Consider the following 13,831-nt stretch of genomic DNA (forward strand, 5'->3'; position numbering starts at 1 on the left):
ATTTAGAAAAATGTAACAATTAAACAATTAAAAAATATGTTACCAAGAGGAATTAGAAACAATAATCCACTGAACATTCGCCGCAGCAAGGACCAGTGGAAAGGTTTGGCAGAGGCACAGACTGACCGCGCCTTTGTACAGTTTAAAACGCTGGAGTATGGTTGGCGGGCAGCCTTCTACCTGCTTACCCGCACGTACTATCATAAGTACCGATTGTACACCATCCGCACCATCATCCGCAGGTGGGCACCGTCGAACGAGAACGACACCAATGCCTATATCGCTAACGTGTCGAAACTCACAGGCATCGATCCCGATGAACCCATCGGCATCCCATCCGAAAGTCCTACCCGCTGGATAGCCCTTGGCGCCGCCATGGCCATCCAAGAAAATGGCTCCAATAGTCTCGACTATTTTGCTATGCTACGAGGCTGGGAGATGTGTAGGGGCTGACAGCAATGTCAGCCCTCTTTTGGGGGTTTGATTTTCTGCGAGATGTAGCGGAAAAACATTTTGTAGCCGGGGCATAGGTAGTTGCGGCGTTCGGGGCCGTTAAGGGTGATGCGCTCTACCAGACGATCCTTGGGGCAGCCACCGAAACAGAGATGGGCTACATCGCAATGCAGACAGGCGGAGGGCAGGCTGTCGAGTTTATACTCGCCAAACTTGCGGTTGGTTTGCATCATATCGTGGAGCGAACCCTGCAGGATATTGCCAATGCGATACTCGGGAAACACATAGCGATCGCAACGGTACAGGTCGCCATTCTTCTCAACCACACCACAATGGCCGCAAACAGATTCGTGAACACACAAACCGGCTGGGCGGTGCGTAAGGTTGCCAATGGCTGCCTCGATAACCTGCACAAACTTCCGCCCTACATCACGGCGGCTCCACTCATCGAAAACGGTACAGAGGAACTTGCCGTAGGCTTCGGGTTGAACCGAGAAGGGGGCCAGTTTGCGAGGCTGACGGCTATAGATGCCTGGAGGCAAAGCCACATTCTTATGGCTATCATCCTGCGGCAGGCTCTCGACAACTGGCAAAAACTGCATGTAGTTGCTAAAACCTCGCAGAAACTGATACACCTCGGCAGCATGCGTGGCGTTGGCGGCATTAACGGTGGTAAGGGTATTAAACTCAACACCATGTTTCAACAGCAGATCGAGACCGTGCATGGTGCGACTATAGGTGCCCTCGCCCCGTGCATCCTTGCGATAGATGTTGTGCAGATGCTCGGGACCATCGATGCTGATGCCGATACGGAACTGGTGATTGCGGAAGAACTGGCACCACTCGTCGGTAAGCAGCGTGCCGTTGGTTTGCAGCGTGTTCAGTATGTGGCGGCCCTCGCCGTATTTCTGTTGCAGCGCCATGGCCCGCTCAAAAAAAGGAATGCCACACATAGTGGGCTCGCCACCATGCCAGGCAAACTCTATCTCGGCATAACGTCCGTGGATATCAATCACCTGACGGATATAGTTCTCGAGCACCTCATCCGTCATAAGCGAAGGGCCTGCGGCATGGCCACCACCCTTCGCTAAATAATAACAGTACTGGCATCGCAGGTTGCAAGCCGCACCAATGGGCTTTACCTCGATGGCATAGTGTCGCAAGTCGTCACTACTGGGCATACTTATTCTTATCGTACATTTCTACACCGCCTTTATAGCCTTTCTTGGTTTCGCTACCATCGTCGGTACCAATCTCGCGCTGTATCAGGGCGTTCAGCTTCTGGTTCATCAGTTCTACCAGTTGCTGGTTGGCGTTATGATCCTTAGGCCATGCTAAGTTCTCGGTCTCGTCGGTACCGCACATCAACAGCTCTACGTCGTTGTCGGCCCACAAGGCTTCGTAATCGGCTGGTGTGTTGAACTTAACAGGTGCAAAGTAACGGGCAAACTTATAATCGGGGGTGATGATGCCTCGTACAAAGCCACGCTTGTTCATATCGGCACGATAGGCAGGCTTCAGGTTGGGATTCATCACGTAGTCGCCATCAATCATAGATATCATCTCGAAACAGAACAGGGCACCCTCGCTGTTGCGGATGTCGGTAGCGGGATTCTTTACAGCAGGCATGAGCGAGTGGCCGTGGAGCTCCTGGGTGATAGCACTAAACTGCGTTTCGTTGCCAGCAGTAGCTATATCAACAAATGTTGGCGCCAGGTCGAGATGCGAGGTAAGGTTGTAACAATGGCGACCGCCTTTCATCTCGGGATGATAGATAATCAGAGGCACGTGGATGTTGTTCTCGTAGATATTACCGCCCTTACCCTTCAGGCCGTGTTCGCCCTGCATCTCACCATGATCGCTGGTATAGATAACGATGGTATTATTGAGCAGTCCGGCTTTCTCCAGATAGTTGAGCAGCTCCAGCATGTGGTTGTCTTCGTCCTGGATGGTGTTAAAGTAATAGTCGCGGAAGGTGTGCCAGCCTAGCGAATCGGTGGGCGATGGACCTACCCAGTCCTGCCACTGCTTGTTGTACTCCTTATGTGCAGCAGGGCGGCCTGGTTTGTCGAACGACTCGTTCCACGATTTTGGAACAGCCACATGATAGCTCTTTTTATAAACAGGATCGTCGGGTGCAGGTGTAGCCTCGCCTGCGATGTACTTACCCGGTGTTTCGTTAAAGTACATGATATCATGTGGGTTCAGGAAGTTTACTGCCAGGAAGAAACTCTGACCGTCGTTGTTCAGCTGTTTGCCCTTGGTATCCAACCAACTGATGGCATGGTCGGCAATGGTGCCATCCTCTTTGTAGCCCTCCCAAACCGAGCCATACATATCGCCCTCGGTCCAGTCGCTAAAGCCGTACTCCTCCAGCGACTCGGTATCCTCGGAGATGTGCCACTTACCCTTAAAGGCGGTATAGTAGCCGGCATCGCGCAACAAATCGCCCACGGTAGGCAGATCGCGCGACATATCGTTTACAAAGGCGTAGTTGGTGTTATCCAGCATACAGGTTTCGGTGATGTGGCGGCCGGTATAGATTACCGAGCGGCTTGATGTGGAAACATTGGCACAGGCGTAGTGCTTCTCGAATGTGGTACCCAGCTCGCGCAGGCGTTCGCGAGCAGCATAGTCGCTACCGGCAGGATAATGCTCCATATAGGCTTCCTGATCGGTAGTGATAAAGATGATGTTGTACTTGCCGTCGGCATTAGGCTTTGGCGTGATTTTGTTTGCAGGGTTGTCGGTCGCATCCAAACAACCAGCCAGGAGTGCACTCGTAGGTAGCAGCACCAGCGTTTTCTGAATGTTTTGTTTGTTCATTATCTATAGTTTTTTAGAGGTTAAATCATGGCGATCTTTAGGATTGAAAAAACTGTTTACCTTATATAAAAGGTAAAACACGATAACGGCGGTAACGCCGAACAGTACGTAAAGTATAATCTCTAAAGCCATCATACGCGTAATAATTATTATTAGCGGATGCAAAGATACACACGATAGCCGCAAACGACCTTTCCCCTCATCAAAAATATGCTGAGAGGAAAGCAGAAATACGCTAAAAGGAAAGAAATACGCCGAAAGGAAAGCCCCCTACCCTTGTTGGCGATAGGCCGAAGGCGACTGCTTGCCTAACTGCTTGAAGGCCTTGGTCATTGATGCCGGCGAAGAGAAACCACACTCTTCGGCTATCACCAGCAGGCGCTCATCGGGCTTGGCAGTAATCAAACTGATGGCATGGCGCACACGATGCTGGCAAATCATATCGTAGAACGACTGGTAACCGCTGCGGCGTATCACCTCCGACAGATAGGTGGCATTGGTACCCAGGCGTGCCGTAAGCGTATCGCTGGTGATATGCTGCTCGGTAAAAATCCGATCCTTGGTAAGCAGCTGGTCGAGTTTCTCGCTCAACTGTTCAAAGCGTTCATCAGTTAAACGGAAGTTGCCAGCGGCAGGTGCTGTTTCGTCCTCATCGTCGGCAGCGGGGCGGGCTGTGCGCTCGGATGGGGCCGCGTAAGGCTGTCGCCAGGGGTTAAGGGTAAAGATACAGAACCAGATGTTCATACCCGTAAAAAACACGTCGCGTACGGCTTTCACGATGGCATTATCGGCATAGAAGTTGATGGCCATCAGCACACAGATAAACGTGGGTAGCCACTGGACGTACTGCGCAAAGCGCACAGGGAAATCATCGCTATCGGCATAGGTATCCTCGTTGGCGCGGCGCACCGCCTGACCTATCTTGAGTGCCATACGGACCGACAGGACGAAATAGGCAGCAAACACCACGCTGACAGCCACAAACGCCAAAGGACGATAACCATCGGGCAGCTTCACCATGCCCAGGGCCTGTAGCAACAGGGGGGCCAGCACGATGGCTGCCGGCATAAACAGCCAGTACCATTTGTGATCCAGCACGCTGGCACGGGCCGCATTTCGCGCCGCAAAGAAATAGCCGTGGCACATCACCAGCATCTGCAGCGAGAAGAACAGCACGGCAAAGGCGTTTACATACAGCAGGGCATCGGCGTCGCCCACCTGCAACAGGTAGGGCAGCTCCATAATCTGCATCAGGTACAGCACTCCTACCGACCGCTGGGCAGGAAACAGCTCGTGGAAATGCGCGTTGTAGGCTTTGGGGCGATAGTACCACTTAAGAATCCATCCGTACAGGTTGGTGAGGATAAACGCCAGGTTGACTGCAAACAGTAGTAAATATTGAGTTGTAGGCATAAGGTTATGAGTTTTGTTTGTTATTGTACGATTTTAAACTTTTCCTTTATTAATAATGTATATACCTGCCGTGGTTAGGGTGGCGGCCAGGATGTACTTAGGCAGGAAGGGCTCGCCCAGACAGAGGCACGATGTAACGGCACCTACCACAGGGATGAGCGAATTCCAGATGGCTATCTTACCAACGGGATTGCAGGTAAGCAGCTTGTTGTAGAGGGCAAAGCCGATGGTTGAGATGCCGATGAGCATGAGCAGATAGAACAGTCCGAGCAGGGTTACATGGGGCAGCGTGCCACCCAGCAGCAAGCCGGGGATGATGAGCAGGGCACCACCGATGCCCAGACTGTAGCCCGTACCCACAAACACATCAACACGTTTGTTTACGCCTCGCGTCATCAGTCCCGCAAAGGCACCGCACAGAGCATTGAGTATAATCATACCATCGCCCAGCAGGGTGAACTGGCCACTACCCTCGCCCCCTAAGTTGAGCGAAAGGATACCACCAAAGCCGATGGTACAACCCAGGATTTTACGGGTGGTAAGTTTATCGCTCTTAAAAAACATACAGGCCAGTAGCACCAGCGTAAACACGCTGAGCGAATTAAGGATGGCGGCACGACTGCCCTGACTATGCGACAGGCCGATATAGAAGGCGGCGTAATGCAGCGTAGTATTAAGTAAGGTGAAACCCAACAGAAACAAAGCACTACCGATGAGATTTGGTTTGGCGGCCTCCTTGAACTGGAACGAGCGATGGGTGAAACGGGCTATCGAAAGGATGATGAGTCCCGAGATACAGAAGCGGATGCCGGCAAACAGCATCTTACTGCCCGTCATGTCGGCAGCAATCTCGAACTCGGCAAAGCCCAGTTTGATAAACGGGTAAGCCCATCCCCACAGAAACGCCGCGGTAAAGGCCATGAGAGCAGCCCAAACAGGACGCTGGAATATACTTTGTTTAGTCATAGGTTGCAAAGATAACGTTTTTTTGGCACGAATGATACGATTTTCGCGAAAAAGTTGTATTTTTGTCGCGAAATTAGAATGATTGCAATGAATAAACAGGATACAGAAACAAGCACAAAGCATGATGTGGCTCTGGTACTATCGAGTGGTGGTGCCCGCGGGCTGGCACATATCGGTGCCATCGAGGAACTGCTTAACGAGGGGTATCATATCACCTCGATAGCAGGCTGCTCGATGGGTGCGCTGATAGGCGGTGTATATGCAGCAGGCAAGCTGGAGGACTTCAGAGAGTGGATGAAAACCATCGACCGCAAAAAGATGTTGGAACTGACTGATTTCTCGTTCAGTCTGAACCATCTGGTGAAAGGCAGCCGTATTATCGAAGCCATCATGGAGTTTGTGCCCGATGTGCCGATCGAGGAGCTGCCTATACCCTACTGCGCCGTGGCTACCGACTGGATTTCGGGTAAGGAGGTGGTGTTTCGCAAAGGCAGTTTGTTCGAAGCCATCCGCGCCTCGATCTCGCTACCCACCTTTTACGAGCCTGTGCGCCGCGACGGTATGATACTGATTGATGGTGGCGTTACCAACCCTATACCCCTTAACCGTGTGGAGCGCCACGAGGGCGACCTGCTGGTAGGCATCGACGTGAGCGGTCATGATTACAAGGCACAATGGGAGATACAACAGGAAATAACCGAGAAACGCAAACGCAGCACCTCGCTGTCGCAACAGATACTGAACCGATTGCTGCCCGACCACCTCGACTTTAACTATTACACCATGCTGTCGCGTGTAAGCTCGCTGATGATTCGTCAGAACTCGCTGCTGATGGCCCAGCTTACCAAGCCCGATGTGCTGGTGGATATACAGATGGCCCGTTACGGCGGATTCGACTACGACAAATCGGAAAAGCTGATAGCCATAGGCCGACAAAAAACACGCCAAACTTTGCTTTCGGTTTAAACCTTTTGCCCCGCGCTACGTCAATAAATAAACCTGAATATAAAAGGAACCATTAGTTATTATCAACAAAACCAATAATTATGAGAAAACTATTTATGTCTCTCCTGCTCTTTGTAGCAGCGTCTGCAGGTGCTGCAGAAAACCCAGTTCTAACAATCGAAGGTGGCAAGGTGCAAGGCATCCTGGCCGACGATCATCCCGAAGTTTTTGTGTATCGTGGCATTCCTTATGCTGCACCTCCTATCAAGGAGAACCGTTGGAAAGCACCACAGCCCATCGTTCCCTGGAAGGGTGTGAAGGTTTGCGACACCTTCGGTCGCCCCAGCTATCAGGCCATCCAGTATACCGGTGGCTACTACACCGAGTGGGGTTATGGTAAGGAGGCAGCCTTTAGCGAGGACTGCCTGTACCTGAACGTATGGACCAAGGCCCCTGGCGATGTTAACAAGAAGTTGCCCGTAGCCCTGTGGATTCACGGTGGTGGCTATCGCGAGGGTTTCGGTTCGGAACCTGAGTTCGACGGACAGGAATGGGGTGCCAAAGATGTGGTATTGGTATCTATCAACTACCGCCTGGGTGTATTCGGATTCCTCACCCACCCTGCACTGGCAGCCGAGAACCCCAACCACGTATCGGGTAACTATGGTATCCTCGACCAGATTGAGGCCCTGAAGTGGATTAAGAAGAATATCGCCCAGTTTGGTGGCGACCCCAATAACGTAACTATCTTCGGACAGAGCGCCGGTGGTGGTAGCGTACGTACACTGTGCGAGAGCCCTCTGGCTCGCGGCCTGTTCCACAAGGCTGTGATTATGAGTGCCCAGGGACTGAGCATTCCCGATGCCAACGGCAACATGATGGGTGGTCGCTACAGTGGCGGTACTGTACAGGAGGCCGAGGCTAACGCCAAAAAGGTGTTCGATTGGGCCGGACTGACCGACCTGCAGAAGATGCGCGCCGCCAGCACCGAGACTATCTTTGCCCTGCCCACCCTGTACTATCAGGTGAACAACGACGGACAGCAGCAGGCTGGCGCTTTCCCATTTATGCGCGGACTGCCATTCATGCCTATGATTGATGGCTACGTAAGCGAGAAGAGCTTTGATGATGCCACCCGCCAGGGCACACTGGCCGACGTACCTTATATGATTGGCTTTACACTGGACGATATGGGTAACATGGCACCCAACATTGCCGAGTTCTGTAAAGTTCGCGAGCAGAAGGGCGGTAAGGCTTGGGCCTACCAGTTTGCACGTCCATTGCCCGATGATGGCAGTCATCCCGAAGTAACCCAGCGCCTGAAGGGTGCTTTCCACTCAAGCGATCTGTGGTTTGTATTCAAGAGCCTGAAGCACTGCTGGCGCCCCTGGACTAAGGGCGACTGGGATCTGAGCGAGAAGATGCTTACTGCATGGACCAACTTTGTAAAGTACAGCGATCCTAACGGTCCCAAGGGTGGTGCCTGGACTCCTTGCACCGCTAAGAGCACCAAGTTTATGGTATTCAAGCTTGACGAGAAGGATGCCGAGGCTTCGTTCTTAGGCCAGCCCGAGAAGTCGAAGCTGCCCGCATTCAGCTTCGGTCCTGCTCCTGCACGTCCATCTACAACTGCTAAATAAAGTATTAAGTATTAACAAACAGAGAGTCCGTCTGCATTCGTAGGCGGACTTTTTGTATCTATCGTTGACCTGAATCAATAACATGATTTGTATCAATAAAAGCGCTGTGTTCGCGCACAATTAAATAAAAATGCTTGTTTAATTCAAAAAGTCGCCATACCTTTGCACCGTCAAAAAGAAACAAAGGATAACAAAAATGTTTAAAGTAGGCCGACCGTGAAAGGCCGACTGAGTAAAATTAAGAAAGGGTAAAAAGATGAAAAAGATGATTATGATGATGGTAGCAATGTTGAGTATGACAACCGCATTTGCTGAGGATGAGAACACAAACGCAGTAGCCAACGTAGAGGCTTATAAGATGGATATCAATATCAATAAGCTGGCTGATGCTCTGAACCTGGGCGACAATCAGAAGGCTGCTGTTGAGAACATTCACCACGTGTTCAGCACCGAGATGACTTACGCTGCACAGTATGGTAATGCTAATCGCGATGCAATGGTTAAGGACGCTATCAACACCGACGTTAAGCGTATGAGCCGCGTTCTGAATGCTGAGCAGATGAAGAAGTACCTGATGCTGTTGAACATCACACTCAACAACCGCGGTCTGAACAAGTAAAAAGAGAGATTTATATAATTCTAATCCATGGGATAGTAGGACATCCATCCGGTAACGGAGGGTGTCCTTTTTTTATGTCCTGAAAGTTACGGCATCTGCAGCGGACCGTTACCACGACCGATTCGGATAGCTGCCGACTTGCGGATAGCCTCGGTAATAAACTGCTTGGCCTGCCCCACCGCATCGGGTAGCTGATGCCCCAAGGCTAAGTTCGAGGCAATAGCCGATGAGAGTGTGCAACCCGTACCGTGCAGATTGCTGGTAGCGATACGTTCGGTGGCAAAAGTGCTCACGTTGCCATCGCACTCAAACAGCAGATCCACCATCTGTGGCGAATCAGCATGGCCGCCCTTCAGCAGAAAAGCGCAACCAAAATATCGCGAGAGAGTTTCGCCAGCCACCTGCACAAACGATGACGGGATGGGCTTTCCGATCAGTTGCAGCAAACGGTTAGTTTCGGGCAGGTTGGGAGTGATGAGTGTGCAGAGGGGGAACAGCTTGCTGACCACCAACTGTATGGCCTCGGGTGCCATCAGCGGATAACCGCTGGTGGATACCATCACCGGATCGTAAACCACTGGCACGGGGTGCTGCGCCAGATAGGTGCGCAGTTCGTCGGCTACCACCTGAGCCACCTCGGCATCAGGCAGCATTCCTATCTTGATGGCTTTAGGCTCCAGATCGGAAAGTACAGCACGCAGCTGCTGGCCCACTACTTCGGGCGGCACGGGCATAGCTGCTTGTACGCCTAACGTGTTTTGTGCGGTGACAGATGTAATCACCGTAGCCCCATAACAGCCATGAGCCGTGATGGTTTTAAGATCCTGCTGAATGCCGGCACCTGCCGATGGGTCGCTACCGGCTATTGATAATACTACCTCCATGCGTCGCCGAGGATCATGGCTCCTCCAAAGCCCATTTTTTCAACTTCAGTTATTTTATCGAATGTAATGCCGCCCAGTGCCATCACCCGTTCATCTATCAGGCCTGCCTTGTGGGCTGCAGCGATGACGTCGGGGGTAAACGTAGAGTAATAGCCCCGCTTAGAAATGCTATCGAAGATAGGACTCAGACTCATGTAGGCATAAGGCTTTCGGCGGCACTCTGACAGCTCGCTCAGCGTGTGGCACGAAATGCTTACTGCCCCACTCCACCCTGCTGGCGGCTCGGGGTTACGACTGTTAAGATGCACCCCTCGCAAGCCATACTTGATGGCCAGCGAGTGATGATCGTGTAATACCAGACGCGAGTAGAGCTCTGTGGGAATGGAAAATAATAGCTGCTCTACCTCGCTCTGGCTGGCTCTAGGTTTACGTATATGTACCAGATCGGCCCTGCCGCTTTGCAGCAGCTGGGCAATCTTTTCGGCTTCGCCCTCGAAGAAATCAGGGCGCGTAATGACGATAATCATACACACTTCTTACACATGTCGAACGAAGCATCCCAATCCTTCCAAACGGGTTCGCGACCCAGTTCCTTCAAACGGGTGTTTATCACCTTAGCCGTACGCTCATCGCTTACCGTAAACTGCTCCAAAGCCTGTGGATAGGTGTGGTAGCCACCAGGATTCACATGGCTCTCGGCCGACATGGTGGTAACACCTAAGGTACACATGTTGTCGCGGATGTAAGCGGGTTCGCGGGTACTGTACGAGATGTCGACATCGTGGTCGAAGATACGCATAGCAAACGTGGCTTGCGCCAGTTCGCGATCGGTCATAAAGCAGTTGGGCTGGAATCCTTCGTTCTGGGCTGGGCGCATGCGGGGGAAGTTAATGCTGTACTTGGTGCGCCAGTAGTGCTTCTGCAGATAGCGCAGATGGTGGGCCATCATGGTTACATCGGTGCGCCACTCTTTCTCCAGTCCAATCAGCACACCCATACCGATAGAGTGTACGCCAGCCTGACCCATACGGTCGAACCCGTCGCAGCGCCATTCAAAACGGCTCTTCATGCCACGTGGGTGGTACAGCTGGTAGTGCTCGCGGTTGTAGGTTTCCTGAAAGCAGATCACACCGTTAAGTCCGTGGTGGGTCAGCTCGCGGTATTCCTCCATCTTCAGCGGCATCACCTCGATCTTGATGTTCGAGAAGTAGCGCTTGGCAATATCGATGGCTTTTGCCAGATAAGGCACTCCCGCCTTGGCTGGATTCTCGCCTGTTACCAACAGGATGTTCTCGAAAGGTGCCAACTGCTTGATGGCACGGTACTCGTCCTCAATCTGTTCGGGTGTCAGGATGGTGCGTGCCATAGGGTTTTCGCGATGAAAGCCGCAGTACACACACGAGTTAGAACACGAGTTGGTGATATACAGCGGGATAAACATCGACATGGTGCGCCCGAAACGCTCCTCGGTGTATTTACGCGAGAGTCGGGCCATCTGCTCTAAGTAAGGTTCGGCTGCAGGCGACAGCAGGGCCATAAAGTCGTTCACATCGCAACGACTCTTGCCTAAGGCACGGCGCACATCGGCATCGGTCATGCTGGCTATGCGCTCGGTGGTTTCCTGCCAACTAATGTTTTTAAGTTCGTCACTAAACATCTTTTCGTTTATTTTGATTTACAGGGTTTGAAAGCATACTCCTTCAACTGGTGTATCGAAGGATGAGTGCCACAGAGTTCGCAGCTTTCACGCTTGCCAAAGTCAAAGCGCTGCCACTGCATGCTGAGGGCATCGAAAGTTAGCATACTGTTGGTGAGCAACTGGCCCACCCCAGCTAAGTATTTCAAGCACTCGGTGGCCTGCACGGTGCCTAACATGCCGGCTATCGAACCTAACACACCCACCATAGCGCAGGTCTCCACATCCTGCTTGGCAGGGGGCTCAGGGAACAGACAACGGTAACAGGCCGAACCTGGCACGTGGGTCATCAGCTGTCCGCTATACTTGCTGATACCACCCATGGTAAAGGCCTTGCCCTGCATCACACAGGCATCGTTTACCAGATACTTGGTGGCAAAGTTGTCGGTTCCGTCGATGACGAAATCGTAGGGATGTATCAGTTCCATGGCGTTGGTCTCGCTCAGATAGGTTTCGTAGGTTTCAACGCACACATCGGGGTTGATGGTCTGCATACGCTCCTTAGCCACAACAACTTTTGGTCTGCCCACATCGGGCGTGCTATGTAGTACTTGTCGCTGCAGGTTGGTGATACTCACGGTATCGCCATCCACCACACCGATGGTGCCTACGCCAGCTGCTGCCAGGTACAGGGCAACCGGCGATCCTAAGCCTCCAGCACCCACCAGCAGCACCTTGGCCTGCAGCAACTTGTTTTGTGCCTCAGGTCCGAAACCTTCCAATATCAGGTGGCGGTTATAACGCCTGCGTTGTTCGCTCGTTAGTTCCATCAAAGTTTAATGTTTAATCTTTAATGTTTAATGTTTAATCTTCCTCAGGTCGTGCGTCAGTTTGGCAGCGCAGAAGTTTGGTCCGCACATCGTGCAGTACTCGCCATCGGTATGTCCTGCCTCGGTAAAATACTGCAGCGCCAGTTCGGGATCCAACGACAGGTGGAACTGATCGCGCCAACGGAACTCGAAACGGGCTTTCGACAGGGCGTTATCGCGAATGGTGGCACCGGGGTGTCCCTTTGCCAGGTCGGCAGCATGGGCAGCTATCTTATAGGCAATGATACCTGCGCGTACATCATCCTTATTAGGCAGAGCCAGATGCTCCTTGGGGGTTACGTAGCAAAGCATGGCAGTTCCCAGCCAGGCTATCTGCGCACCACCGATGGCACTGGTAATATGATCGTAGCCAGGAGCGATATCAGTAACAATGGGTCCGAGAGTATAAAAGGGTGCCTCGTGGCACTTCTCCAACTGTCGCTCCATGTTCTCCTTGATTTTATGCATGGGAACATGACCGGGCCCCTCGATAAAGGCCTGCACGTTCTTCTCCCAGGCACGTACCACCAGCTCACCCATGGTGTCGAGCTCAGCAAACTGGGCGGCATCGTTGGCATCGGCTGTACAACCTGGGCGCAAGCCATCGCCCAGCGACAGGGCTACATCGTACCTGGCCACAATATCGCAGATATCATCAAAGTGCTCATACAAAAAACTCTCCTTATCGTGCAGCAGGCACCACTTACTCATAATGCTACCGCCACGACTCACGATACCACACAAACGGCTATCAGCCAGATGCACGTTGTGGCGACGGATGCCGGCATGGATGGTAAAGTAATCCACACCCTGCTCGCACTGCTCAATCAGCGTGTCGCGATATACCTCCCACGAGAGGTCTTCAACCTTGCCATCCACCTTTTCCAAAGCCTGATAGATGGGCACGGTGCCTACGGGTACAGGACAGTTACGCAGAATCCACTCGCGGGTTTCGTGAATGTTGTTACCCGTTGAGAGGTCCATCAGCGTATCGCCACCCCACTTGCACGACCATACGGCTTTATCCACCTCTTCGTCGATGCTGGATGTAGTAGCCGAGTTACCGATGTTGGTATTGATTTTCACCGCAAAGTTGCGTCCGATAATCATCGGCTCGCTCTCGGGGTGATGGATGTTAGCGGGGATAACGGCACGTCCGCGTGCCACCTCCTGGCGTACATATTCGGGGGTGATATGACTCTCGATACCCAGTGCCTGGCAGTTCATGTTTTCGCGGATGGCCACATACTCCATCTCGGGAGTGATGATGCCCGCCTTGGCACACGCCATCTGGGTGATGCCCTGTCCCTTCTGAGCTCGATCGGCTATCCACTGCTGGCGCATGGGGGGCAGCCCCTTCTTCAGGTCAACCGTATAGTTGGGGTCGGTATAAGGACCACTGGTATCGTAGATATACACTGGTTCGTTCTTCTCTACGTGAGTTTTGCCATCGGCATCCTTCGTCACCGTTGGTGTCAGGTTCACCTTGGTCATACCCACCTTTACATCAGGATACAAATTTCCTTGCATATAGGCCTTCTCTCTCTGAGCATAGGCCTTGTGATCATTAATCATTAAAC

13 protein-coding genes are annotated in these 13,831 nt (G+C 52.2%); 4 read left to right on the forward strand and 9 right to left on the reverse strand.

Features of this window, described 5'->3' with window-relative positions:
- The first annotated feature begins 36 nt into the window (after positions 1-36).
- On the forward strand, positions 37-453 hold the full coding sequence (locus BLU97_RS11785) for a hypothetical protein (RefSeq protein WP_074761737.1): 417 nt from the start codon (positions 37-39) through the stop codon (positions 451-453).
- A gap of 8 nt (positions 454-461) precedes the next feature.
- On the opposite strand, the gene BLU97_RS11790 is transcribed toward BLU97_RS11785, so the two are convergent.
- The 4 genes from BLU97_RS11790 to BLU97_RS11805 all read right to left on the reverse strand — a co-directional run bounded on the left by BLU97_RS11790 (position 462) and on the right by BLU97_RS11805 (position 5,658).
- Complete coding sequence (locus BLU97_RS11790; RefSeq protein ID WP_074761738.1) at positions 462-1,634, reverse strand: anaerobic sulfatase maturase; 1,173 nt, start codon at positions 1,632-1,634, stop codon at positions 462-464.
- Positions 1,624-3,279, reverse strand: a complete 1,656-nt coding sequence (locus BLU97_RS11795) for a sulfatase-like hydrolase/transferase (RefSeq protein ID WP_074761739.1) — start codon at positions 3,277-3,279, stop codon at positions 1,624-1,626. Before BLU97_RS11795 ends, BLU97_RS11790 begins: the two co-directional genes overlap by 11 nt.
- Before the next feature lie 270 nt (positions 3,280-3,549).
- Entirely contained in the window at positions 3,550-4,692 is a 1,143-nt protein-coding gene (locus tag BLU97_RS11800; protein WP_074761740.1) for an AraC family transcriptional regulator, read from the reverse strand.
- Positions 4,693-4,725: 33 nt separating this feature from the next.
- Positions 4,726-5,658 carry a DMT family transporter gene (locus tag BLU97_RS11805; protein WP_074761741.1) on the reverse strand — a complete coding sequence of 311 codons (933 nt, stop codon included), beginning with the start codon at positions 5,656-5,658 and terminating at the stop codon, positions 4,726-4,728.
- 87 nt (positions 5,659-5,745) lie between these two features.
- On the opposite strand from BLU97_RS11805, the gene BLU97_RS11810 reads away from it, so the two are divergent.
- From BLU97_RS11810 to BLU97_RS11820, 3 genes are all read left to right on the forward strand, one after another.
- Positions 5,746-6,624, forward strand: coding sequence for a patatin-like phospholipase family protein (locus BLU97_RS11810; protein WP_074761742.1), 879 nt, complete (start codon positions 5,746-5,748; stop codon positions 6,622-6,624).
- 80 nt (positions 6,625-6,704) lie between these two features.
- Positions 6,705-8,243: a carboxylesterase/lipase family protein gene (locus BLU97_RS11815; protein WP_074761743.1), complete on the forward strand. Its 1,539-nt coding sequence runs from the start codon at positions 6,705-6,707 to the stop codon at positions 8,241-8,243.
- A 256-nt stretch (positions 8,244-8,499) separates the two neighbouring features.
- Complete coding sequence (locus BLU97_RS11820; protein WP_074761744.1) at positions 8,500-8,862, forward strand: hypothetical protein; 363 nt, start codon at positions 8,500-8,502, stop codon at positions 8,860-8,862.
- An 86-nt stretch (positions 8,863-8,948) separates the two neighbouring features.
- Here BLU97_RS11820 and thiD read toward each other — a convergent pair whose 3' ends face one another.
- From thiD to thiC, 5 genes are read right to left on the reverse strand one after another with little or no spacing between them, the layout of a single operon-like run.
- Positions 8,949-9,746, reverse strand: coding sequence for a bifunctional hydroxymethylpyrimidine kinase/phosphomethylpyrimidine kinase (gene thiD, locus BLU97_RS11825; RefSeq protein WP_074761745.1), 798 nt, complete (start codon positions 9,744-9,746; stop codon positions 8,949-8,951).
- On the reverse strand, positions 9,737-10,273 hold the full coding sequence (locus BLU97_RS11830) for a thiamine phosphate synthase (RefSeq protein WP_074761746.1): 537 nt from the start codon (positions 10,271-10,273) through the stop codon (positions 9,737-9,739). Before BLU97_RS11830 ends, thiD begins: the two co-directional genes overlap by 10 nt.
- The gene (gene thiH / locus BLU97_RS11835; RefSeq protein WP_013065566.1) at positions 10,270-11,403 is read right to left on the reverse strand and encodes a 2-iminoacetate synthase ThiH; all 1,134 of its coding nucleotides are present in this window, start codon (positions 11,401-11,403) and stop codon (positions 10,270-10,272) included. The genes BLU97_RS11830 and thiH overlap by 4 nt, the downstream gene beginning before the upstream one ends.
- 8 nt (positions 11,404-11,411) lie before the next feature.
- Entirely contained in the window at positions 11,412-12,212 is an 801-nt protein-coding gene (locus BLU97_RS11840) for a HesA/MoeB/ThiF family protein (RefSeq protein WP_074761747.1), read from the reverse strand.
- Positions 12,213-12,239: 27 nt separating this feature from the next.
- On the reverse strand, positions 12,240-13,826 hold the full coding sequence (gene thiC, locus BLU97_RS11845; RefSeq protein ID WP_074761748.1) for a phosphomethylpyrimidine synthase ThiC: 1,587 nt from the start codon (positions 13,824-13,826) through the stop codon (positions 12,240-12,242).
- Positions 13,827-13,831: the final 5 nt, after the last annotated feature.

Source organism: Xylanibacter ruminicola (assembly GCF_900107775.1).
Classification (GTDB): Bacteria; Bacteroidota; Bacteroidia; order Bacteroidales; family Bacteroidaceae; genus Prevotella; species Prevotella ruminicola_C.

Coding starts and splice junctions, on each gene's coding strand:
- BLU97_RS11785 (WP_074761737.1), top strand. CDS start 37: ATGTTACCAAGAGGAATTAGAAACAATAATCCACTGAACATTCGCCGC.
- BLU97_RS11790 (WP_074761738.1), bottom strand. CDS start 1,634: ATGCCCAGTAGTGACGACTTGCGACACTATGCCATCGAGGTAAAGCCC.
- BLU97_RS11795 (WP_074761739.1), bottom strand. CDS start 3,279: ATGAACAAACAAAACATTCAGAAAACGCTGGTGCTGCTACCTACGAGT.
- BLU97_RS11800 (WP_074761740.1), bottom strand. CDS start 4,692: ATGCCTACAACTCAATATTTACTACTGTTTGCAGTCAACCTGGCGTTT.
- BLU97_RS11805 (WP_074761741.1), bottom strand. CDS start 5,658: ATGACTAAACAAAGTATATTCCAGCGTCCTGTTTGGGCTGCTCTCATG.
- BLU97_RS11810 (WP_074761742.1), top strand. CDS start 5,746: ATGAATAAACAGGATACAGAAACAAGCACAAAGCATGATGTGGCTCTG.
- BLU97_RS11815 (WP_074761743.1), top strand. CDS start 6,705: ATGAGAAAACTATTTATGTCTCTCCTGCTCTTTGTAGCAGCGTCTGCA.
- BLU97_RS11820 (WP_074761744.1), top strand. CDS start 8,500: ATGAAAAAGATGATTATGATGATGGTAGCAATGTTGAGTATGACAACC.
- thiD (WP_074761745.1), bottom strand. CDS start 9,746: ATGGAGGTAGTATTATCAATAGCCGGTAGCGACCCATCGGCAGGTGCC.
- BLU97_RS11830 (WP_074761746.1), bottom strand. CDS start 10,273: ATGATTATCGTCATTACGCGCCCTGATTTCTTCGAGGGCGAAGCCGAA.
- thiH (WP_013065566.1), bottom strand. CDS start 11,403: ATGTTTAGTGACGAACTTAAAAACATTAGTTGGCAGGAAACCACCGAG.
- BLU97_RS11840 (WP_074761747.1), bottom strand. CDS start 12,212: ATGGAACTAACGAGCGAACAACGCAGGCGTTATAACCGCCACCTGATA.
- thiC (WP_074761748.1), bottom strand. CDS start 13,826: ATGATTAATGATCACAAGGCCTATGCTCAGAGAGAGAAGGCCTATATG.